The sequence below is a fragment of the Pectobacterium wasabiae CFBP 3304 genome (assembly GCF_001742185.1).
GTDB classification, from domain to species: Bacteria; Pseudomonadota; Gammaproteobacteria; order Enterobacterales; family Enterobacteriaceae; genus Pectobacterium; species Pectobacterium wasabiae.
In genome coordinates, this window is the sequence record NZ_CP015750.1 from 2301691 (window position 1) to 2324225 (window position 22535).

Here is a 22535-nt window from a genome sequence, read left to right on the forward strand (position 1 = left end):
GAATATTTCTGCCTCAACGCGGGGGTCCATAGCGCTTGTTGGCTCATCCAGAATAATGAGTTCGCCGGGGGTATACAGGGCACGGGCGAGGGCCAGACGCTGCCATTGCCCCCCGACAGTTCTGTGCCGGCATATTCTTTGCCGATCAAAGTATCTGGCGCAATACCCTTGTCCAGAGCAAACTGGGCTTTTGCACAGGCCTCCAGAAAGCCCCGTTCTGTTTCCGGGGTGGAGAGATGGGTGAACGTCACGTTTTCTTTTATATTGAGATTGTAGTGACCAAAATCCTGGAATATGGCGCTCAGTTGGCGGCGCCACTGATGAATATCTATCCTGGCGATATCTGTGCCATTACAGGTTATGCGCCCGGATGTGGGATGATAGAGCCTGCAAAGTAGCTTTATCAGCGTGCTTTTACCTGCGCCGTTTTCTCCCACTATCGCAAGATGGTCACCAGCACGAAGCGTCAGGTTGATGTTTTTCAGTACAAAATTATCATCCTGATAGGCAAACGACACGTTCTCAAACCGGATCTCATGCAGCGGACCTGACCACGACTCCGCAGGGTGATCCTGAGGGACTGCTGCCACGGCTTCCAACGCTTTCAGCCGGGCAAAGAAGCCGAAACAGATGCCCACGTTGGCAAATGAATACACCATCCACTGGCAGGACAGGCCAAAGAAGGAGATGGACTGGATCGTTCCCAGCAGCCCACCCACGGAGATTTTCCCGGTAGAAAGGTAATCGACAAACCAGAACATGACGCTCAGTGAGCACAGCAGATAAAGCAGGTTCCAGGGCTGGGGACGCATCAACTGCTTTCTTCGTACCTGATTGAGCTCATCTTCAAGATCGTTAAAAGACTGTTGGTGTTTATCGAGGAAAAAACCAGAGAGATTGAACAGCCGGATTTCTTTTGCGAGCTTTACATCAAGCAGTACGGAGAGAAAATACTTTATCCTTCTTGCCGGCATCCCTTTCCCAAGCATTGCTTTGAAGATATCTATTTGCGAATACGCGACAGCAAACGTCACCGGAACCAGCGGGAGCAGAAACGCCAGCGGTAGCCACCATACCACCGATGCCAGGACCAGAGACAAGCTGAGCAACGTCAGAGTTCCTCTGAAAATATCGATCAGATTGACCAGTAGGTTAAGAGGGCGGTGTGCTGCCTCTCGTGACAAGACCTCCAGATCGTCATGAAGATCTGGCGATTCGATCAGCATCAGGTCATCAATCCGACAGGCGGCCTCCATTATTTTTCTTTGCGTCAGGAACGTGGCTTTAGCATTCAGTATGCTCTGTAGCGTACTGATCACCGGAGCTAAAACCCCTGGGATAACGAAGGTCAGCGCCCATAGTATGGCAACGGTTGTGAGCCCACTATGGTCTGTACTGCTGATGATGTTCCCAAGATGTATGCTTGCCATCACGCTCATCGTCGGCAAGAGCCCCTGTAGCGTGATTAATATCAGAAAAAAGCAGGACAACGCCGGCGAAGAACGAAGTAAAAGCGAGACTGAATACTGGATAAGCTGTAGTTTTTCCTTGGCCTTACCCATGAGAACTCTCCACGGTGATAGGGGAACCCGAAGGGGATACGAGCACTTCATTATGATGCCGAAAATATCCACATTTTGCTGCGGATCTATCAGGATGTGTTCCGTATGGTTTCTCGGGGTGGCGGCGTAGGATTACTCACGGTATATCTGCCACGTCAGCACTCGGCGGATAAAAATAATACCGCCATACTGTAAAAAATGAATAAGAAAAAGCCCGAAGTTTCCTTCGGGCCTGTATAACAGCAGTCAAAAATAGTGACAGAAAACGATAATTAAACGGCTTCGTTTTCGTCGGTGTAGCGTTTGGCTTTGTAGGCCGGGTGCATCAGGTTCTGGATGGAGAAAATGTCGTCCAGTTGCTCCTCGGTGAGCAGACCGCGCTCCAGTACCACTTCACGCACGCTCTTACCGGTTTCGGCACAGATTTTCCCAACGATATCGCCGTTGTGGTGACCAATGAACGGGTTCAGGTAGGTTACGATACCGATAGAGTTGAAGACATAAGCTTCACACACGTCTTTGTTGGCGGTGATGCCGTTGACGCATTTTTCCAGCAGGTTGTAGCAAGCGCTAGACAGAATCTGGATGGACTCGAACATTGCCTGCCCGATAACCGGCTCCATCACGTTCAACTGCAACTGGCCTGCTTCTGCCGCCATGGTGACGCAGGTATCGTTGCCGATCACTTTGAAGCACACCTGATTCACGACTTCTGGTACAACTGGGTTAACTTTGGCTGGCATGATGGACGAGCCCGCCTGCAATTCCGGCAGGTTGATTTCGTTCAGGCCAGTACGCGGACCGGAAGACAGCAGGCGCAGGTCGTTACAGATTTTCGACATTTTCACTGCCACGCGCTTCAGGGCGCTGTGCATCATGACGTAAGCACCGCAGTCGGAGGTCGCTTCGATCAGGTCTTCAGCCGGTACGCAAGGCAGACCGCTGACTTTTGCCAGATGCTGAACCGCCAGCTTCTGATACTCATCCGGCGTGTTCAGACGTGTACCGATGGCGGTGGCGCCCAGATTGACTTCCAGCAGCAGCTCGGCGGTACGAAGCAGGTTACGATTTTCTTCTTTCAGCAGTACGTTGAACGCGTGGAATTCCTGGCCGAGGGTCATCGGTACGGCATCCTGCAACTGGGTACGGCCCATTTTCAGGATGTTTTCGAACTCTTTCGCTTTGCGCTCAAAGCCATCGCTCAACTGGGTAATCGCTTCGACCAGTTTCAGGATGGACGTGTACACCGCGATACGGAAGCCCGTCGGGTAGGCATCGTTGGTGGACTGGCATTTGTTCAGGTGGTCGTTCGGGTTCAGATACTGGTATTCACCTTTCTGATGCCCCATCAGTTCCAGACCGATATTCGCCAACACTTCGTTGGTGTTCATGTTGACTGACGTACCCGCGCCGCCCTGATACACATCGACAGGGAACTGATCCAGACACTTGCCGTTATTCAGCACTTCATCACAGGCTTGCAGAATAGTATCGGCAATTTTACGCGGAATGGTTTGCAGTTCTTTATTCGCCAGCGCGGCGGCTTTTTTTACCATCACCATGGCGCGGACAAATTCTGGAATATCGCTGATGGTGCTATTACTGATATAAAAATTCTCAATCGCACGCAGCGTATGGATACCATAATAGGCATCAGCAGGAACTTCACGGGTACCTAACAGGTCTTCTTCAATACGGATATTGGTTGACATGGGTCTTCTTCCTTTTTCTTGTTCGATGTACATAGCATCGTTTTCAATATTAAGATTATGATTTTTATGGGTTGTTTATCCTGATTATCTTGTTTTCAGCTAACACAAACCCATCACGATTTTGATAAAATCATGGCTAAAAAAGAGTTCTCGGGGAGACGAACATTGAATAAGCATCGTTAAATGGCTATTGGTGGATATATTCCTCCATTTCTGTTCCGTCTCCCAATCGTGAATAGTTATACCTAACTGTTATTCCGAATTATCTGGGTTAATCTCAACCAGCTTTTCTATTCCGCGGTTTAGCGTTTTCAATTTCGGAATAAATACAGTTTTGATAATGTCATGCGTGACATCGCACGCTTCTTCAAAGAACGCACTGTATTCATCGCGATGACCAACAATATAAAGCGAACGCTTGATATTTAGCTGTTCCGGCATATGTGTCAGCACTTCTCGTGAGTGCGCAACGGATTGCAGGAAGCTAAGCGGGGTGGTCACCGCCCAACCGATACCGGCTGCCACCATCGATGTTAAGGTATCCGCATTATCAAATTCGAGCATGTTCGGTACGCGGATATCGATGCGGCGTAGGTAGCGCTCAATCTGCATCCCAATCTGCGAGTTCCGGTTAAAGCGCACCAGCGGCAGTGCGGCGGAAAGCTCGCGGATGTCCTCAACCGTTTTGATGCGCTTACGGTAATCCGGCGGCGTGATAATAAAATAGCCTTCGGAAAACAACTGATGGCGCACCACGCTATCGCTGTCGATCAACGGGTCGCTGGTGACGATTAAATCCAGCTCGCGACGCATTAGCGCTTCACCCTGCTGTGGGCTGAGCCCGGTACGAATCAGCAACTGCGACGAACTCTTCATCAAACTCTTGGTAAACACCGAACCACAGGTGATGGCAAATGAATCCACCAGGCCGATACGTAAGTCGGGCTTGATGCCTTTTCCCGCTTCCAGCACCTGTGCCTTGAGGTTCGCAATCTCCTCCGTCAGGATTTCTCCCCGGTTTTTCAACGCAATGCCGTAGGGCGTTAGGACAAAGGGGCGACGAGCCCGATTAACCAATTTGACGCCGAAATCTTCTTCCAACAACCGGATCGTTTGCGAAATGGCAGAAGGAGTCAGGCCTAACCGCGCAGCGGCTGCCGTCATGCTTCCTGCTTCCGCCATCGTCACAAAAACATAGACGGCGTACATATCGATCGATTTATTGGCGGACACTGTGCGTTTAACCATGTGAGTTTGCCTACGCTGCAAGGTGAATGTCGTCGAAATATGAAGCGTTAGTCTATCTCATCTCGCTGACTACGACCTCGCTAACTGCTGTCAGAATAGTCGGCTAACTTCAGAAAAAATACAGGTTGCATCACTGATTAATTTTTTCTTATTTCTAGCTTTAGCGGATCTGAAGATGAAATGAATGACACGGTATGGCTGCTAGAGTACCGATTGTATTTCTCCCCTTGTTAGTGCTGTTTTTATACATAAATACAAGGGGATTGTGGGTTTTGCTGTTATCAGGCGTAAAAAATTATGCTGAGGAGATAGCTGGCTTCGGATGAGCCGCAGGACGCGGCGAAAGCTTGCGCCACGTAGGGAACGTGTCGCAAGCGGTCCGCTAAGTCAGATACCGACGAAGGTACCGCGTCAGCGGCATAATTTCCGCCGAAAGCTTGGGGTCACGGGGCGAGCGGCGTTTGAGCCGTCCCGTGTCGGGCGCGTGCTACGAAGTCGCATGAAAATGACGTCATTATCGCGCACGAAACTACCTCAACGGCAGCATAAAAATGTGGCTAAGACCAACCTGATTAGTCATAACATATTGTTTTTACTGTGTGGTAAGAGGTGCGCGACTCACTGTCGTGACTGTTCGTACATGACGTTCCGCCTGCTCACACATTTCCAGCAGTGCCGGAATCAGGTGCGCGGTGGCATTGAGGCACGCGCCGAGCTGACTGAGGCTTTCTTGCGGCAGTTCAACGTCATTTTGCAGCGTGTCGCCGAGGTAATGCAGGCCGTGGCACAGGCCTTCAACCGATTCGGCGGCAATCGCGCCGAGGTCGCAGAGCTGAACGTCATCTAACTGCGCGAAAGGCAGGCTGGCGATCAGATCGCGGAAAATGGTAATGGTGCTGTCATCGAGTGTGGCGTGAGTGTCCGTCATGGTCATTTTTTCCTTGAGATAATTAAGTCCGCCACCACACAAGGTTCCAAACTTGGGGGTGACACAGACAGGATTGGAACCCCGGCTCTCAAGAAGACCGGTCAACCTTGCGGTTGCCCTGCCTGCGTCACCGTAAAGAGTGTGCACGCAGCCCCTGAAAAAACAAAGTGTTTTTCAGTCTTGAGAAGTTCGGGGTTCCAAGCCCGGCTGCGGATGTTGCCGCAGCACAGAGACTCTATTCCAACGGCGAAAAACGTGAAATAGGGTGGATGGATTTACAGTGGAGTTACAGCGTGTTTTGGAATGAAGTTCGCAGAAATGGGCGGAAAGCCTCGTCGCTGGCAAACCGCGATACACGGGGCGACCACAGGGGGTGAGGCCTCCCTGCGGGAACCTCCCCCTGTGTTTCCCCTAAAATGAGGCTAGCTAGGGCTGCTTGTGGGCACGAGGAATCTTACACGCATTATTGATGAACAGGGGAGGGCGGCATTAAAAGCGTTGATCGTAAAGCTAAGGAGGTGGCCGAACAGCGGCTAAAAGCACTTATGGCTGATGTCAGGGAGGCTGAACGCTGTAAAAAACGTTAGCCTGCTGATTCGATTTCAGTGATGGCGATTGATGCCTGATGCAGGCTTGGCATCGACATCTTCGCTCGGAAACCGAGTGCATCCAGCATGTCGAACATGGCATCAATGGTGAAAAGTTCAATCTTGGCATTTTTGAGTTCTGAAACGCGCGACTGGCTGATACCCAGTTTTTCTGCCGCTTCTTTTTGTGTCCAGCCTTTCTCTTTGATTAAATTAGTAATCATGATCGATAAATCCATTTTCATTGCCATCTTGCTGGCAATCTCAGCGTCATGCGTTACATGAAACGGACTTTCGTAGAATTTTAACGCCATAATGCTTACCTCCTTATCTCAGTAAATAAAATATCTAATATTTTAGATATTTCGTCAAGTTTACTGGATAGAAGGTGTTCTGTTTACTTTGTGTTACTTGTCCCTCTCAACCCCTCCCAGCTCAGCCCAAAACGTGCCAGATATTTACGCAGACGGTCGGCGTCGTTGGGTTTTTGTTTTTGCTGGCGGGAAACGGCGAACAGCAAACGGCCCGCGTCGGAGAGCGAGTTAGCGGTGCGGCAGACGTCGAGCACGGTTTCAAGCTGGCGCTGTTCAAACAGATCGATGTTGGCGAGTTCGGGCGGTAGCGCGGTTGCTGGCGCATCACTTCCCCAACTGGCTTTCAGCCGGATAATTTCTTCTTCTACCAGTGCAACGGTGATGCGACCTTGCTCTGCCAGCGTCGCCATGCGTGCGATAGAAGAACCGAGTTCGCGGAAGTTGCCGTGCCATGCGGCCTGCGGCGAGCAGGCAAAGGAGAGGTAGCGTTGTCGGGCGTCTTTATCGAAGCGAATCTGCGTTTGGTGATCGCGAGCAAAGCGCTGGAGTTCGTATTCGATGTTGGGTTCGATGTCTTCCCGCCGCTCTGCCAGCCCCGGTAGGGGGAAGGTCCACATATTGATACGCGCATAGAGGTCTTCACGAAATTTGCCTTGTGCGATCCACTCGCGTAGGTTGCGGTGCGTGCCAGCAATTAACTGAAAATCGCTGCTGACTTCTTTATCTGAACCAAATGGGAAAAAACTTTTTTCTTCAATGGCCTTGAGCAGCATAGCCTGTTCATCCAACCCCAGTTCGGCAATTTCATCCAGAAATAGCATGCCGCCGTCCGCTTCACGTAGCAGCCCAGTTCTGGCCTGCAATGCGCCAGTAAATGCGCCTTTCACATGGCCAAACAGCGTTGACATCGCATTGTCGCCGCGCAGCGTGGCGCAGTTAACCGCGACAAAGCGGCCGCTGACCAGATGGCGAGACTGTCGCAACTGGTAGATGCGCTGCGCCAGAAAGGATTTCCCCGCACCCGTCGGGCCAGTTAGCAGCATCGGCGCGGTGGAGCGTAGCGCGACGCGTTCAATCTGGTCGATCAATGCATTGAATGTGGTATTGCGCGTCTCGATGCCGGATTTCAGGAATGAGACGGAACGTTCCTGCTCGTGCTGAAAGCGGCTGGTAAGCGTGGCATAGCGGCTGAGATCCAGATCGATGACGGCGTAGATGCCTTGCGGTGCGGGACGATCTGCTTTCTCTCCTGGTGCGGTTTGCAGTAGCTTCGCGGGCAGATAACGAGCTTCGGTCAGCAGGAACCAGCAAATCTGCACAACATGGGTGCCAGTGGTGATGTGGACGAAATACTCTTCGTTTTCGGTGTCGAACGGGTAGCGGCTCGCAAAATCCAGAAAGGCGCTGTAGACCTCTTCGAGATTCCACGGATCGCGCAGCTCAACGGCCTGAAGCGTGACCCGCGTCGCGGGTGACACCACAGCGATATCCTCCGCTACCTGCTGCGCCATTCCCTCGTTGCGCGCTTGATGCAGCAGTTCCAGACGATCGACCGGAAAATCGGGCTGTTGGCACAGGCCGACGGTAGGACGCCATTTCGTCCATCGATTCTCTCGTTTACCCCGTTTATCCAGCGTGGTGCCCAGCACACCAATGACGACTCGGCGTTTCATGCTATACCTTTGTATAAAATATTATCCTATGGGATAAATTTACCTGTTCTTTTACTTTGTTGCTAGTTCGTGTGGCGAGTTTTTTATTTATTAATTATCAATTAATTAGGTTTTTATTTTGTCTGTTTCAAAAACCTGGCACGTCTTTCGCTATATCTCAGGTGAATAATGACAAACAAAGAGAAGAAAAAATGGAAGAAATGAAAACGCAGGATTACGACATGATGTCGCCAGTGAATAGCGCGCCGGTAAAAATGTGGACACAGGGCGTGCCTGTGGAACCGGAAGCCCGCGACCAATTGCTGAATACGGCCAAAATGCCGTTCATTTTTAAACATCTGGCGGTGATGCCGGATGTGCACCTGGGAAAAGGATCGACGATTGGTAGCGTGATCCCCACGCGTGGGGCGATTATCCCCGCCGCAGTAGGCGTGGATATCGGTTGTGGGATGATCGCGGTGCGTACATCGCTGGTTGCCAGCGACTTGCCGGATAACCTACTGGGGCTACGTAGCGCAATTGAACAGGCGGTGCCGCACGGACGTAGCGTCACGCGTTCTAAACGCGATGTCGGTTCTTGGCAAAATCCACCGCAAACGGTGGATATGCATTGGTCACTGCTGGAACCACGTTTTAAACGTTTGACGGATAAATACCCGCAGTTGCTGAAAACCAACAACTACCAGCACTTGGGAACGTTAGGGACGGGTAACCACTTTATCGAAATCTGTCTGGATGAAGTCGATCGCGTGTGGGTGATGTTGCACAGCGGGTCGCGTGGTGTAGGGAACGCGATTGGATCGCTGTTCATCAAGCTGGCGCAGGAAGATATGCAGCAGCACATTGCAAATCTGCCGGACCGTAATTTGGCGTATTTCGAGGAAGGAAGCCTGCACTTTGAGGATTACATGGAAGCGGTTGAGTGGGCGCAGGATTTTGCTCGTCATAACCGTGAAGTGATGATGTCGCATACGCTGGCGGCGCTGTCCCGTATTGTGACTAAGCCGTTTACCACTCAGCAGGAAGGCGTGAACTGCCACCATAACTACGTGCAGCGCGAAACGCACTTTGGTGAATCGGTGCTGATTACCCGTAAAGGGGCAGTGTCGGCGCAGAAAGGTCAGATGGGGATCATTCCGGGATCGATGGGAGCGAAGAGCTTCATCGTGCGCGGATTGGGGAACGAAGACAGTTTCTGTTCCTGTAGCCACGGCGCGGGAAGAACCATGAGCCGTACCGCGGCGAAAAAACGCTTCACTGTCGAAGATCAGATCCGCGCGACCGCGCACGTTGAGTGTAGAAAAGACAGCAACGTTATCGATGAAATTCCGATGGCGTATAAAGATATCGATAAGGTGATGGCGGCACAGTCATCGCTGGTGGAAATCGTGTATACGCTGCGTCAGGTGGTGTGTGTAAAAGGATAAGATCATGATGGAACAAGATTATCGCGTCGATGCGGCCATGCGGACGCGGATAAAATTAGTCTTACAGGATGTGGAGGAACGTTATCAGGTAAAGGTACTTTATGCCTGTGAATCGGGGAGCCGTGGCTGGGGATTTGCGTCCCCAGATAGCGACTACGATGTGCGTTTTCTCTACGTGCATCGGCCCGAATGGTATTTGCGTGTTGAAGCGCAGCGCGATGTGATAGAGCTGCCTATCGACGATGAGCTGGATGTCTGTGGTTGGGAATGGCGCAAAGCCCTCGGCCTGCTCAAGCGGGCCAACCCGACACTGATTGAATGGCTGGATTCGCCCGTGGTCTATCAGGAAGATCGGGAAGCCACGTCCGAACTGCGGGCGACGGTGCCGACGTGGTTCTCGCCGTCCAAGGCACGCTGGCACTATCTGTCGATGGCACGTAAAAACTTTCGTGGTTATCTGCAAGACGAAACGGTACGCCTCAAAAAGTATTTCTACGTCCTGCGCCCGCTGCTGGCCGTGCGCTGGATAGAGGCAGGCAAAGGTATGCCGCCGATGCGTTTTTCACAGTTGCTTGCAGGAACGGTAGACGATCCGCGACTGTTGGCTGAAGTTCATCAACTGCTGGAGATAAAGCAACGGTCGGGTGAGGCGGAATACGGCCCACGTCGGGAAGCGATCCACGCGTTCATCACGCAGATGCTGAACGAGGCTGATAGCCCCGTTGTGTTACCAGACAGTAAGACCGTTGACGACACAATGCTGGATGCACTGCTGTATCGGACGGTGATGGCGTAAGACGTCTGTGGATAAACGGAAAAAGAAGAGGACAGGGAATATGGCATCTTTCGATTTACTACTGCAACAGTTGGAAAAACTCGTCGCTTCACCAGACAACTATTATCGGCCCGCGCAGGCTGGCTTGCTAGATTCGGCGTCACGCCTGATAACGCTTACGCATCACTATAACGGGCATATTCGGCAGCGCGCGGTGCTGTGTCTGGGCTTCATGGATGAGGTATCTGCATTGCCAGCGCTGATTGAACGGGTGAACGATTGGGCCGAGCCAGTACGCCGTGCGGCTAAACAGAGCGTGCGGTTGCTGTTAACGCCGGATAATACCGTGCATTTTGTCGCCAAGTTGCCAGAGATTTTCTGGCTGCTGCACTGCCAGCGGGAAAACCATCAGCCGCTGGTGGATGAGATCGTTAGTTTTTTGACCGAGAAGGTACACGCATCGTCGCTACTGGCGGGGCTGTCTTCGGAAGACAAAACCGTCGCCAGACTGTCACTGGATATTCTGGCTGAGCGTGAGCTGTTTCCTCTGAAGCAGGTTTTTAGCCAGGCGATGTTGCATCGCGATCCGTTAGTGAGGGCTAACGCGGCGCGGTATCTGCTAAGCACGGAGCGGGATATCGATCATGAAATGATGACGATTCTGCTGAAAGAGTCGTTTGCACCGATCAAGCAGGCAGCATTGCAGTACGTGATGGATAGCGCGTTCCCTGTGCCCACGCCTCTGCTGATTGCTTTACTGTTTGATAAGAACGCATTAGTGCGCCAGCGTGCTTCAGGGCTACTGCGTGAGCAAAACGACGATCCGGTTGCCCATTATCTTGCGGCGCTGGATCGGGCGACGATGACGGTCACAATGCGTAAAATCACGCTGTGGGGACTCGATGAGCATCGCTACGACGGCATTGTGGCGCTGGCGGAACGCTATCTGGATGAGCGCTACCCCAGTCTTTATCACAGCGCCTTGCGTATTCTTATTCTGCGTACCGATGACGACGCTCGTGAACGACTGTTTGTCGCTTTGCGCCACCCCTCGCTTGCTATTGTGAAGGGGGCGTGGAGGCTGTTTTACCAGCAGAAGATTTCTTTGTCGCTGCCTGAACTCCAGCGCTGTCTGGAAGAGGCACCTTCTAGAGAACACGTTGAGGTGTACTACTTTTTAACGCACAAGTTGAATAAATGGGACTGGCTGATTTTCCTATTGGATAACGCGCAATCAGAAAATGCGGCGCTAACGCAGGCTAGCGTGACGTATTGGATACTGCGATTTAACCATTCGGGCATCTTACCAAATACACGGCAGCAGGCGCGTCTGCGGGACTTGTTAGATAAAAGCCCACACGTTATCTCGCGCAAAAGTCCGTATATCGCTCTGTTTTTGCAGTGATGATGCTACCCCCGTACCAAAAAAATATGCTCACGATGGTATGCCATCTGTGACAGGTCGGGCGGATAAGCGTCTGGCAGGTGGATTTGTTTGCCTTCGTACTGGGCGAAGTTGACGTCGCTGATGGTGCTTTTCAGCTTTTTAATGCGCGGAGAGAGTATCATTTCCAGCGAGTCGTTGAAGCTGATCAGCCCCATATCAAAGGCTTTGTCGTGCAGGCTGGATAGGCAGAGGCCGTTGCTGGGGTTGAGGCGGTGTTCTGCTGCCGTTTTCCACGGGCGAATATGGCTGGCTACCAGCAGCGTGGGTTCTTCCAGCCCGGTGACACAGCAACGTTCGCCATAGTTGCTGAGCACGCGCTTGCGAAATAGCTGTTGCCCAATGCGCGTTTTCACCTGTGCGAGGCGCTCGCCGCCGTGGTAATTCGGGATGTCGCTCTCGTTGGCTTGGAACAGTGATGGCGATGCTGTCGTTTCCGCCGCTCCGGTTTCGAGCGATACCATCGCCTGCTGGCACTGCAGTTCAAATAACTCAGGGTTGCTGTCCATCTCCTGCCATAGTGCGCGGTCGGCGTTGGAGGCCCCACGCAAGCCAGTGCGACCAGAATCGATAATAAACGGATCGAGGCTGGCGAGGTTAACCAACTTCATCGCTAGTGCAGAAGGTGTGCGGTTAAGCAACGCCGCGTAGCGAATGATGTCGGGGTTACGCGAATGCAATCTGCCAAACGGCAACTGACTGTAAAGGGTGAAGGCGATCAGCAACTGATCTCGCGTCCAATGGTTGGTAGCAGCCATGCGTGTGTCGTCCGTTCGTTAGCGCATTCGGTTAGTGATAACGCCAACTATGCCAGGACAGCGCGTAAAATGCATGTACTCACCTTGGCTGGATAATTGGTTCGGGCTGCGTTAACGTTCTGACAGCCTTCTTATCATGATGCCGAGAAACTATGCCCTGTTCTTATGTGTCCTTGTTCCGTCCCTTGTGTGTGCTGGCTCTGTTAGTGCTGGCGGGCTGTGCCAGCAAAACCGCGACGACACCGGAATCACGGCCTGCGGATGTTCGCACGCAGTTGCTCAAACTGTTGCCGGACAACGTGAAAGATCGTCAGGGCTGGGCAACCGACATCGCGACGGCATTTACTGTGCAGGGGCTCGATCCCAGTAATGAAAACCTGTGTTCGGTATTGGCTGTAACTGAGCAGGAATCAACGTTTAGCGCCGATCCGCAGGTGCCGAATTTGTCGAAGATCGCCTGGCAGGAGATTGACCGCCGTGCGGAGAACGTTCATGTTCCTGCATTTCTGGTGCGCACCGCGCTACTCATCAAATCACCTAACGGCAAAAGCTACAGCGAGCGGCTCGATAAGGTACGCACGGAAAAAGAGCTCAGCGCGATCTTTGATGATTTCATCGACATGGTGCCGATGGGGCAGCAACTGTTTGGTCGCCTGAATCCGGTACATACCGGTGGGCCGATGCAGGTGAGCATCGCCTTTGCCGAAGCCAACGCAAGGGGCTATCCGTATACCGTGGATGGATCTCTTCGTCGAGAAGTCTTCAGCCGCCGGGGAGGAATGTATTTTGGCATCAAGCACCTGCTGGGCTATCCGGCGAATTATCCGCAGTCTATTTATCGGTTCGCAGATTTCAATGCGGGTTGGTATGCCAGTCGGAATGCGGCGTTCCAGCGGGCTGTCAGCCGCCTGACGGGGGTTAAGCTGGCGCTGGACGGGGATTTAATCAACTACAGTTCGGATAAAGCCAGCGCCACGGAACTGGCGGTGCGTGCGTTGGGGAAACGGTTAGATATGGGCGAGAGCGCGATTCGTCGTGCGCTGGAGAAAGGCAATAGCCTCGATTTTGAAGACACCAGCCTGTATGAGCGTGTCTTTGCGCTGGCAGATAAATCGGGGACGAAAGCGCCGCGTGCTATTCTGCCGGGAATTACGCTGGAAAGCCCAAAAATCACCCGTAAGCTCACCACGGCATGGTTTGCTCAGCGCGTCGATGAACGCCGCCAGCGGTGTTTAGCGAGAACCAAATAGCTTACGCCCTCAGTGAGGGCGTAAGTATCACAATGCTGAAAGAGCAAACCAGCCATTGGGGGCGTCTGCGCTCCTCGAACGGTATCGTCTCCGCTACCTTGATAACAGCGCGTGCTGTAAAGGCTGCGATGGTGCGCTGTCGTCAACCTTAAAGCGGCTGACCAACGATTCCATTTCAATCGCTTGTTCATCCAGTAATTGGCTGGCAACGGAAGCCTGCGAAACCAGTGTCGCATTCTGCTGTGTGACCATCTCCAATTGGCTGAGCGCTTCGTTAATTTGCGCGATGCCCAGCGACTGCTCATCAGCAGCGACCGCGATTTCATTCACCAGATCGCGCACTTTACGTGTGCCGGCGACAATGTTGTTAATCTCTCGGTTTGATTGGTTAACTAGTTTCGTCCCTTCACTGACGCTGGCAATGCTATCGGCGATGAGTGCGCGGATTTTTCCTGCTTCGTCTGCACTACGCTGCGAAAGTTGACGAACTTCCGCTGCAACAACGGAGAACCCTCGGCCATGCTGTCCCGCCCGCGCAGCTTCAACCGCGGCGTTCAGCGCCAGCAGGTTGGTTTGAAAGGCAATGGCATCAATGGCGGCAACCACTGCATTCACGCGCTGGCTGGTATCCTGAATTCTTTCCATCGCACTGCTGGCCGATTGGGTGATCGTTCCGATACGGTGAGCCTGATCGTCTACCTCTGTCGTCAACTGACGCGTCTGTCCGGCAAAGTCGGCGGTTTGTTTTACCGTGACGGTTATTTCTTCCATGCTGCTGGCGGTTTGCACCAGCGAAGCGGATTGCTCTTCGGTACGCTGCGCCAGATCCTGATTGCCGTTGGCGATCTCGCTGCTGGCTCGCCCGATAGTCTGTGAACTGCGCTTAATACTGACTACCATATCAGCAATGTTTTCCAGTGAGGCGTTATATGCCTGATTCAACTGCGAAAGTTCATCGGTTCCTGGTACACGCAGACGGCGCGTAAGATCCCCACCCATCTCGCGAATGGTCGTCAGCGTTTGCTGAAGTTGCTCGTTGATGCTGCGCATAATCATTAAGGCCAGACCGATCGCCATCAGCAGAGAAACCAGCGCGCCCGCTAAATAGCTAATCCAAGACTGGCGAGCATCGGTAGCTAATGTATTAACCTGTGTGGCCAGATCGTGGGTGGCGAGCTGTTCAACCTTTTTCAACTCATCAATTTTTGCCGTTTGTTGGTTAAACCACTGGCTGGCATCAATCGCAAAATTACCGCCAGGGGAAGCGATAGCCTTATTGCGCATTTGCAGCGCGCTCTGGGCTGAAGGGTTGTTAAGAGCTTGTTCGAAAGCCTTACGCTGTTCGGCATTGGCGAACATGTTATAGGCAGTGATATACGCCTCTCCCTTACCCACCATCTGGTTCAGACGTTCGAACATCCCGGCGGCAAAGTTATCGGCAGAGAAGGTGTTGGAGAGCACGGCGCGTTCAAGCCCGGCCTGTTCTTTGACGTTCAGTAAGTTGTAATAGGCCGCCAGCCGTTGGGCAATACCGCCGTCGCTGACCAGATGGGTCATATCCCCGACAATATTCAGCAGATAGGTAACGGAATCGGAATAGTAGCCGAGCGCCTGGGCGACAGGGATCGAGATGTTATCGACATTACGGCGATGCTCGCCGATTTGTTGTGTTTTCTGCGCAATTTTATCAAGCTCCGCGCTAACGGAAGAACCCAGCTCGTCCTGACTCAGATTCGCGGTGGTTTGCTCCAGCACCTGTTGTGCCCGATCGGTCGCTTGCCGCTGCGTCGTGAGTTCCGCACCAAAATTTTTCCCCTGACTGCCAAAATAGCCCGCACTCAAACCGCGCTCACGTTGGAGCTGGTGGGCGAACTCGCCTGCATCGCGCGCCAGAGTGATCAGTTTCGCCATGCGGATCATTTCATTTTCCGTGCTGCGCCGTTCCACCACGCCGGAAAAACTGAACCACAGTAGGGCAAGGATTGGCGGTAGGAGAGCCAAAATGAACTTACTACGGATCGATATGTGATGTAGGGATTTCATAGATATGCTCCATTGCCTGCAATCCGTCCGTTTCTGACATGTGCAGTGTGCAAAAGTAGACGAGGGTTTATTTTAGTTTCGGCGTAACGGAGCAATGGTTTAGCACTGATTTCATCATTCCCTTAAAAAAATCACGCCTATTTTGTTTACCACCATGTTGATGGAAATATATTTATTATTATTTAATATGTTATGTTGTTTTTTGCAATAAGATATTTAATTTATTGTACAGCTAAAGTGGTATCTGTTTTTTGCCTCTGGATCGCTATTTTTACGATCTGAATGATGGCGATACGGCGGGTAATCGCGTACCCGCCGTGAAGATGTGATGACAGGATCAGAACCATTGGCCGAAGCGGCGGATGTAGGCGCGTTTGACCAGTTGTGCGACGGTGCAGTAGCCAATCAGCGTAGCAGCCAGCCAAGGAAAATATTCCCACGGTAGCGGTTGCAAACCCACCAGCGGCCCTGCCGGAGAGAACGGCAGATAGATGCCCAGTGCCATCACCAGTCCGGTCATCAACATCACCGGCAGCGCTGCCGTACTCTGAATGAACGGGATTTTCTGGGTACGCAGCATGTGCACCACCAGCGTTTGTGACAACAACCCTTCAACGAACCAGCCGGACTGGAACAGCGCCTGATGCTCAACGCTGTTGGCGGCAAACACGAACCACATCAGCGCGTAAGTGGTGATGTCAAAAATCGATGACGTTGGCCCGATACACAGCATGAAGCGCCCGATGTTTTTAGCATCCCATTTACGAGGTTTGCGCAGGAACTCCTTATCCATTTTATCCCATGGTAGCGATAACTGAGAGATGTCGTACATCAGGTTCTGAATCAGCAGATGGATCGCTAACATTGGCAGGAAAGGAATGAAGGCGCTGGCGATGAGTACCGAAAACACGTTACCGAAGTTGGAACTGGCGGTCATGTTCAGGTATTTGATGATATTACCGAACGTCTCACGACCTTTGATAACGCCGGCTTCCAGCACCATCAGGTTCTTTTCTAAGAGAATGATATCGGCTGACTCTTTGGCGATATCCGTGCCGGTATCGACGGAAATGCCGATATCGGCATCGCGCAGAGCGGGCGCATCGTTGATGCCGTCGCCCAGAAAGCCGACCGTATGGTTATTACTTTGTAATGCTTTCAGTACGCGGGATTTTTGTAGCGGCGTCAGCCGGGCAAAAATGGTGCGTTGTTCTACCAGCACGCCGAGCTGTTCATCGCTGAGCGCATCGATATCATTCCCCTCTAGCACCTCACCCGGCTCCAGCCCGACATCGCGGCAGATCTTGCTGGTAATAATCGCGTTGTCTCCGGTCAGAACTTTCACCGTCACGCCGTTTTCATGCAGGGCGCGAATCGCGGCAGAGGTGCTTTCTTTTGGCGGATCGAGGAACGTCAGCAGGCCGCAGATAGTCAGATCGCGTTCATCCTCAGCGCTGAGCGGCATCGTGCTGCCCACCGGACTCAGTTCACGCGTACCGATCATCAGCACGCGGAATCCTTGTTGGTTATAGCTTTCTGCTAATTTTTTCAGTGTGTTGCGGCGCTCATCGTCCAATTCGTGTCGCTGCCCGTTTTCACTGATATACGTCGCGACAGCCAGCATCTCTTCTACCGCGCCTTTGCAAATCAGGCGTTGCTGGTTGTGCTCATCGGCAACAATGATGGACAGGCGACGGCGAATAAAATCAAACGGCAGTTCATCGATTTTACGATAGCGACCCAACGCGGCGATGGCGGGATTATGGCGACCAAAATGCATGATGGCCTGATCCATCAGGTTTTTCATGCCGCTCTGGTGCGCGCTATTGAGCCAGGCGAGTTGCAGCACGCTTTCATCGACCTGACCCTGCGTATTGAGGTGATGCTCAAGGATGATGCGGTCCTGCGTGAGCGTGCCGGTTTTATCGGTGCACAGCACATCCATCGCACCAAAGTTCTGAATCGCGTTTAGCCGTTTGACCACCACTTTATGCCGCGCCATGGCAATCGCACCTTTTGCCAGGTTGGAAGAGACAATCATCGGCAGCATTTCCGGCGTCAGGCCGACCGCAACGGCTAGCGCAAACAGGCTGGCTTCCATCCAGTCACCTTTGGTGAAGCCATTAATCAGCAGTACGACAGGCACCATCACGATCATAAAGCGGATCAGCAGCCAACTTACGCTGTTAACGCCTCGATCAAAGGCGGTTTGGGAACGGGTGCCGACGATGGATTTTGCCAACGAACCGAAATAGGTGTGGCCGCCGGTTGCCACCACAACCGCCGTTGCCGTGCCGCTGGAAATATTGGTTCCCATTAGGCAAATGTTGGATAACGCCAACAGATCGCTTTCTCCGCCACCGCCTGCGGGCTGACAGCCTTTGGCGCTGATATCGCTGAACACGTCGTATTTTTCTATCGGCAGTGATTCACCGGTTAGCACTGCCTGGCTGACGAACAGATCGTGTGATTCCACCAATCGGACATCCGCAGGCACCATATCACCGGCGGAGAGAAGCAGAATATCGCCGGGAACCAGTTGCTGAAGCGGGATTTCCTGCATGACGGCGGTGGCGCAGGCGTGAGGGCGACGCAGTACGGTAGTCGTTGTCCGTACCATGGATTTCAGCGCTTCTGCGGCCTTATTGGTGCGAAACTCTTGCCAGAAGCGCAGCAGGCCGCTCAGGCTAACCATCACCAGAATGATGACAACGCCAGTGAGTGACGCCTCTTCGTGACTACGCAACGGTAGCCAGTAATCGGTAAAAAAGCTGATAGCAGCCAGTGCCATCAGCACGTAAATAAACGGGTTATTAAATGCGCTAGCCAACTGCACCAGCGCATGCGGTGCTTTTTCATGGGCGACGCGGTTTTCGCCATAGGTTTGCTGGCGTTCAATGACGTCATCATGGCTTAAGCCGTGCAGATGCGTATTCAGGTTAGCCAACGTTTGATCGAGGCTATTTTGTGCCTCGCGGGCAATCGCAAAGGTAGCCGTGGATGTTTTACGGGCGCGGCGATACCCCGTTTGCGTGATCATATCGGTCATGATGCTGCTCTCTTAATGTTGCCTGTCCGCCGCGCACGATCGCGCATCCCGGATAAAGGGACGTAAGGCGGAAAAAAATTAAGGTATTAAGGGAGGTAAACGGCGCAGACGGAGAGAACAGAGAGGTCGGGGAAGAAGACGGTCCTTATTCTAACAGATGCGGTTTACCGGGCCATCTAGGGTGTTCGTCCATGTTGTCTCCTTATCGCCGTGTGGCGAAATAGCAAAATAGTTGTTGGCTGGCGAAACAAGGTACGTAGAAACAAAGTATGTAGAAACAGGGTTCGTATAAACAGAGTACATAGTTTAGTGGTGCAACCATAACTCAGTTTCCCTAAACCGGACGTCAACGTTCACTCATGAGTGATATCAGGTGGGCTTGTTGCCTATCAGCAGGTGTTGCTGCGACGTATTGCACGGCGGAGAGAGGTTGGAAAACAAATGAATTAGAAACGAATGAATTGGGAACAAATGAATTGGAAACAAATGGTCGCCCCGCCGGGTAGCCGACGGGGCTGATGAGAATTAATGAATTCTCAGCATGTGATCCTGATTAACTTTGAAGAAACGAACAGCATCGCGCAGTTGTTCGCCCTGTTCTGTCATCGCGTGTGCGGCTGTAGCAGATTCTTCCACCAACGCGGCGTTCTGCTGGGTGACGCGATCCATTTGTTCTACCGCGACGCTGATCTCTTTGATGCCGATATGCTGCTCGTTGGAAGCCTGAGAAATTTCCGCCACGATGTCCGTCACTTTTTTCACCGACTGTACAATTTCCGACATCGCCTGGCTGGCTTTGTCTGCTCGCGCGGAGCCGTCGGTGATCTTCTCAACGGTGCCTTCGATCAGCGTTTTGATCTCTTTAGCGGCGTTAGCACTCTTCTGTGCCAGCGTCCGTACTTCGCCAGCGACAACGGCAAAGCCTTTCCCTTCGCTTCCTGCTCTGGCTGCTTCTACCGCGGCGTTCAGTGCCAGGATATTGGTCTGGAAGGCAATCCCTTCGATCACGGCGATAATATCGACGATCTTCTGTGAACTGTCGGAGATTTCGTGCATGCGTTTAAGCATGTCATCCACGATAAGCCCGCCTTGAGACGCCGTTTCCGAGGTTTGCTGCGCTAACTGGCTAGCTTCTTTAGCGTTATCCGCGTTCTGTCGCACTGTGTGCGTCAGTTGCTGCATGTTAGCCGATGCCTGAATCAGCGACGCCGCCTGCTCTTCGGTACGCTGTGACAAGTCACTGTTACCTTGAGCAATCTCGCTTGACGCCAGCGAGATGGATTCGCTGCCGTTCATGATGGTATGCACGATGTTCATCAACTGTTGGTTCATGTGGTTGATTGAAGCGAGCAGACTTGAGTTGTCGCCCTGGCGCAGTTGGATTTCTGCTGTCAGATTACCAGATGCGATCTCGGTCATGATTTCTTGTGCGTAGTGAGGATCGCCGCCGAGTTGGCGAGAAATATTACGTGAGATGATGGTAGCGATAGCAATCGTTGCCAGCAGGGCCAACATCATTAGCCCCCACACATAGTATTGTGAGGTGCGGTATGTCGCTTCGGCGCTGTCTACGATGTCTTTTGTGGTCGCTACTTCCATGTCGACCAGTTTCGCCAGATCTTTCATCAACTGGCTGCGATACTTGCCGGAGCTTGCGCCGCTGATCTTGCTGGCTTCTGCCAGATCGCCCCGATTTACGATATCAATCAGTGTGGCATTAACTGAATTGAAAGCAGTGAAATTTTCACCAATCACTTTGATCAGCGCTTTTTTATCCTCAGTGCTGGCAACCGCTTGATAGTTCTTAAATGCCGCAAGGAAAGCATCGGCGTTTTGCAATAATTCCTTGCGGTGACCTTCACGCTCCTCAGGGGTTTTTGAGTCAATATACTGTACTTGCTGTAAACGTGTTTCAGACAGCACACCGCGCATTTCCAGGCTATATCGCACGCCAGGTAAGCTGCTGCTGCTTAATTCATCAATACGACTATTATTAACGCTAAGCTGTAGTAGTGAAACCACACCTAATAGCAACATCATCGCTATCAGCACGGAAAAACCGAGTAACAGCTTGGAAAGTACTGTGAGTTGAGAAAGTTTCATCGCTATTCTTATTGATTATATAGAGAAGGTAGTAGTAATAACGGCAAAGAAAATAAGATCTTTATAATACGGAATTCGATAAATTGGCTTTAATGAATGAATGGAGTTTAAAATCAAACAATATTATTTTATCGATATTAAATTCCAGAAAATAATCATTTGGTGGTATTTTGTATTGAAGTGGTAATAATGAACATTATTTTAATAAATGCTTATATTATTGACGCTAAGGGGGCTACTCACAAATAGGATAAATAAAATATGACTTTCATCAACAATCTCTAGTTATTTATATCTTTAAAAATAACAATTATCTGTAACAGAATTTATTAGTTAAATGACAACTCATTTCTTTTCATTTCTTTATTCATCAAGTTACGGAGGTAATATATTTATTATATTATCTCCGTGGGATTATTCTTAGCTCAAAGAATTCCTCAGTCCAGATAGAATACAGGTTTCAGCGTAGCGCTGACCGGGCTGTTATCGAGGTTGGAGGGCATCACGTCGCCCATGTGTTTCCACCAGCGTTGGCAGACTTCCGTTTGCGCAATCGCCTCCCAGCGCGCTTCAGATTCTACTTCTACATAACCGAAGAGCAGATTGCGTTGCTCGTCCAGAAAAATGCTGTAGTGGTGCGCCCCGTGGCTTTTCAGTACCTCGGCCAGTTCCGGCCAGATCGGGTTATGACGACGCTGATATTCGTCGTGGTAGTCAGGAAAAACCGACATCACAAAAGCTTTACGCAACATGGCTGCGTCCTCCATCATCGTTGGCATAACAGAACGCCACGACGTTATGTCGCGGCGGTTTGAGGTTGAAGGCCGTTATATGAACTACACGCGCAGCGCGGCTTCCAGTGGCGTGACGCCAAAACGTTTGCCCAGTGCGATCAGTTCTTCGGTAGAGATTGTCTGTTTCTTACCGCCCATCGATCTCACTTTCACCATGACTTCGGCGGACTTCTCGGCAGTATCGATCAGGCCAAAGGCGTCATCCAGCGTTGGACCAGTGCCGAAGATGCCGTGAAATGGCCACAGTACCAGCGAATGGCGCTTCATTTGCTCGGAGGTGGCATCGCCAATGGCATCGGTGCCCGGCACCATCCACGGCACAATGCCTACGCCGTCGGGGAAGACGACCAGACACTCCGTGCTACCTTCCCACAGTTCACGGGTGAACGTAGCGGTATCCAGCTCCAACACATAGCTCAGAGCAATCAGGTTGGTCGCGTGGCAGTGCATGATGACGCGGTCGTGCCCGTGGGTAACGCCCATACGCACGATGTGTGACTGAAAATGCGAGGCCAGTTCAGAGGTTGGCAAGCCGCCGTTGGTCAGCCCCCAGAAGATGCGATAGCCTTTGCCATCGCTATCGACCTGCAATACTACCAGTGAATCTGCCGGGTCCAGCTGAACGTTGCGGAAGAACTTGCCGGAGCCCGTAACGATAAACCAGCAGTCCGCCAGTTCTGGCATCGGCTGCGATAGTGCTTCATGACGCGGCTGCGGGTAGAAATCGCTTTCATAAGGCGTCACATCCTCAGCCGTCAGGCGCAGGCTGACGTTACCGCCGTTACGTTCGTCCCAGCCTTTGAGCCACATGTCGCTGGTGGCTTTAATCATTCCCTGTACAAACCAGGAAGAGAGAATTGCTTGCATA

The 22535-nt window shown here is 51.9% G+C and carries 15 protein-coding genes and 1 pseudogene; 4 read left to right on the forward strand and 12 right to left on the reverse strand.

Annotation, left to right across the window (positions count from 1 at the left end):
- Positions 1-93 precede the first annotated feature (93 nt).
- From A7983_RS24745 to rtcR, 6 genes and pseudogenes are all read right to left on the reverse strand, one after another.
- Positions 94-1613, reverse strand: a pseudogene (locus A7983_RS24745) (ATP-binding cassette domain-containing protein); the annotation flags it as partial.
- Positions 1614-1834: 221 nt separating this feature from the next.
- On the reverse strand, positions 1835-3274 hold the full coding sequence (aspA, locus tag A7983_RS10445) for an aspartate ammonia-lyase (protein WP_005971181.1): 1440 nt from the start codon (positions 3272-3274) through the stop codon (positions 1835-1837).
- A 252-nt stretch (positions 3275-3526) separates the two neighbouring features.
- Positions 3527-4522: a LysR family transcriptional regulator gene (locus A7983_RS10450; protein WP_005971179.1), complete on the reverse strand. Its 996-nt coding sequence runs from the start codon at positions 4520-4522 to the stop codon at positions 3527-3529.
- Positions 4523-5114: 592 nt separating this feature from the next.
- Positions 5115-5450, reverse strand: coding sequence for a hypothetical protein (locus tag A7983_RS10455; protein ID WP_005971178.1), 336 nt, complete (start codon positions 5448-5450; stop codon positions 5115-5117).
- A 583-nt stretch (positions 5451-6033) separates the two neighbouring features.
- Positions 6034-6351 (reverse strand): helix-turn-helix domain-containing protein, encoded by a 318-nt coding sequence (locus A7983_RS10460; protein ID WP_005971176.1) that lies wholly within the window; start codon positions 6349-6351, stop codon positions 6034-6036.
- A gap of 83 nt (positions 6352-6434) precedes the next feature.
- Positions 6435-8024 (reverse strand): RNA repair transcriptional activator RtcR, encoded by a 1590-nt coding sequence (gene rtcR, locus A7983_RS10465; protein WP_005971174.1) that lies wholly within the window; start codon positions 8022-8024, stop codon positions 6435-6437.
- 191 nt (positions 8025-8215) lie between these two features.
- Between rtcR and A7983_RS10470 the strand changes: the two genes are divergently transcribed.
- Genes A7983_RS10470 through A7983_RS10480 form a run of 3 tightly spaced genes read left to right on the forward strand, consistent with a single transcriptional unit; the run spans position 8216 to position 11631 of the window.
- Complete coding sequence (locus A7983_RS10470) at positions 8216-9451, forward strand: RtcB family protein (RefSeq protein ID WP_005971172.1); 1236 nt, start codon at positions 8216-8218, stop codon at positions 9449-9451.
- Between the two features lie 4 nt (positions 9452-9455).
- Positions 9456-10247, forward strand: a complete 792-nt coding sequence (locus A7983_RS10475) for a nucleotidyltransferase domain-containing protein (RefSeq protein ID WP_039479073.1) — start codon at positions 9456-9458, stop codon at positions 10245-10247.
- Between the two features lie 40 nt (positions 10248-10287).
- Entirely contained in the window at positions 10288-11631 is a 1344-nt protein-coding gene (locus A7983_RS10480) for a HEAT repeat domain-containing protein (protein WP_005971168.1), read from the forward strand.
- Positions 11632-11636: 5 nt separating this feature from the next.
- Here A7983_RS10480 and A7983_RS10485 read toward each other — a convergent pair whose 3' ends face one another.
- Positions 11637-12428 carry an HNH endonuclease gene (locus tag A7983_RS10485; RefSeq protein WP_005971166.1) on the reverse strand — a complete coding sequence of 264 codons (792 nt, stop codon included), beginning with the start codon at positions 12426-12428 and terminating at the stop codon, positions 11637-11639.
- 152 nt (positions 12429-12580) lie between these two features.
- Between A7983_RS10485 and A7983_RS10490 the strand changes: the two genes are divergently transcribed.
- On the forward strand, positions 12581-13678 hold the full coding sequence (locus tag A7983_RS10490) for a DUF1615 domain-containing protein (protein WP_005971164.1): 1098 nt from the start codon (positions 12581-12583) through the stop codon (positions 13676-13678).
- Between the two features lie 93 nt (positions 13679-13771).
- Here A7983_RS10490 and A7983_RS10495 read toward each other — a convergent pair whose 3' ends face one another.
- The 5 genes from A7983_RS10495 to rhaD all read right to left on the reverse strand — a co-directional run bounded on the left by A7983_RS10495 (position 13772) and on the right by rhaD (position 22534).
- On the reverse strand, positions 13772-15721 hold the full coding sequence (locus A7983_RS10495) for a methyl-accepting chemotaxis protein (protein ID WP_005971162.1): 1950 nt from the start codon (positions 15719-15721) through the stop codon (positions 13772-13774).
- A gap of 337 nt (positions 15722-16058) precedes the next feature.
- Positions 16059-18770 (reverse strand): magnesium-translocating P-type ATPase, encoded by a 2712-nt coding sequence (mgtA, locus tag A7983_RS10500; protein ID WP_005971159.1) that lies wholly within the window; start codon positions 18768-18770, stop codon positions 16059-16061.
- 525 nt (positions 18771-19295) lie between these two features.
- Entirely contained in the window at positions 19296-20873 is a 1578-nt protein-coding gene (locus A7983_RS10505) for a methyl-accepting chemotaxis protein (RefSeq protein ID WP_005971157.1), read from the reverse strand.
- Between the two features lie 437 nt (positions 20874-21310).
- On the reverse strand, positions 21311-21625 hold the full coding sequence (gene rhaM / locus A7983_RS10510) for an L-rhamnose mutarotase (protein WP_005971155.1): 315 nt from the start codon (positions 21623-21625) through the stop codon (positions 21311-21313).
- Positions 21626-21709: 84 nt separating this feature from the next.
- Positions 21710-22534, reverse strand: coding sequence for a rhamnulose-1-phosphate aldolase (gene rhaD, locus A7983_RS10515; RefSeq protein WP_005971153.1), 825 nt, complete (start codon positions 22532-22534; stop codon positions 21710-21712).
- Between the last annotated feature and the right edge of the window lies 1 nt (position 22535).

Bases quoted from the DNA above. Each gene is read 5' to 3' on its own strand.
- aspA (WP_005971181.1), bottom strand. From the start codon at position 3,274: ATGTCAACCAATATCCGTATTGAAGAAGACCTGTTAGGTACCCGTGAA.
- A7983_RS10480 (WP_005971168.1), top strand. From the start codon at position 10,288: ATGGCATCTTTCGATTTACTACTGCAACAGTTGGAAAAACTCGTCGCT.
- A7983_RS10485 (WP_005971166.1), bottom strand. From the start codon at position 12,428: ATGGCTGCTACCAACCATTGGACGCGAGATCAGTTGCTGATCGCCTTC.
- A7983_RS10505 (WP_005971157.1), bottom strand. From the start codon at position 20,873: ATGAAACTTTCTCAACTCACAGTACTTTCCAAGCTGTTACTCGGTTTT.
- A7983_RS10475 (WP_039479073.1), top strand. From the start codon at position 9,456: ATGATGGAACAAGATTATCGCGTCGATGCGGCCATGCGGACGCGGATA.
- A7983_RS10455 (WP_005971178.1), bottom strand. From the start codon at position 5,450: ATGACGGACACTCACGCCACACTCGATGACAGCACCATTACCATTTTC.
- A7983_RS10460 (WP_005971176.1), bottom strand. From the start codon at position 6,351: ATGGCGTTAAAATTCTACGAAAGTCCGTTTCATGTAACGCATGACGCT.
- A7983_RS10450 (WP_005971179.1), bottom strand. From the start codon at position 4,522: ATGGTTAAACGCACAGTGTCCGCCAATAAATCGATCGATATGTACGCC.
- A7983_RS10490 (WP_005971164.1), top strand. From the start codon at position 12,581: ATGCCCTGTTCTTATGTGTCCTTGTTCCGTCCCTTGTGTGTGCTGGCT.
- rhaD (WP_005971153.1), bottom strand. From the start codon at position 22,534: ATGCAAGCAATTCTCTCTTCCTGGTTTGTACAGGGAATGATTAAAGCC.
- rtcR (WP_005971174.1), bottom strand. From the start codon at position 8,024: ATGAAACGCCGAGTCGTCATTGGTGTGCTGGGCACCACGCTGGATAAA.
- A7983_RS10495 (WP_005971162.1), bottom strand. From the start codon at position 15,721: ATGAAATCCCTACATCACATATCGATCCGTAGTAAGTTCATTTTGGCT.
- mgtA (WP_005971159.1), bottom strand. From the start codon at position 18,770: ATGACCGATATGATCACGCAAACGGGGTATCGCCGCGCCCGTAAAACA.
- A7983_RS10470 (WP_005971172.1), top strand. From the start codon at position 8,216: ATGGAAGAAATGAAAACGCAGGATTACGACATGATGTCGCCAGTGAAT.
- rhaM (WP_005971155.1), bottom strand. From the start codon at position 21,625: ATGTTGCGTAAAGCTTTTGTGATGTCGGTTTTTCCTGACTACCACGAC.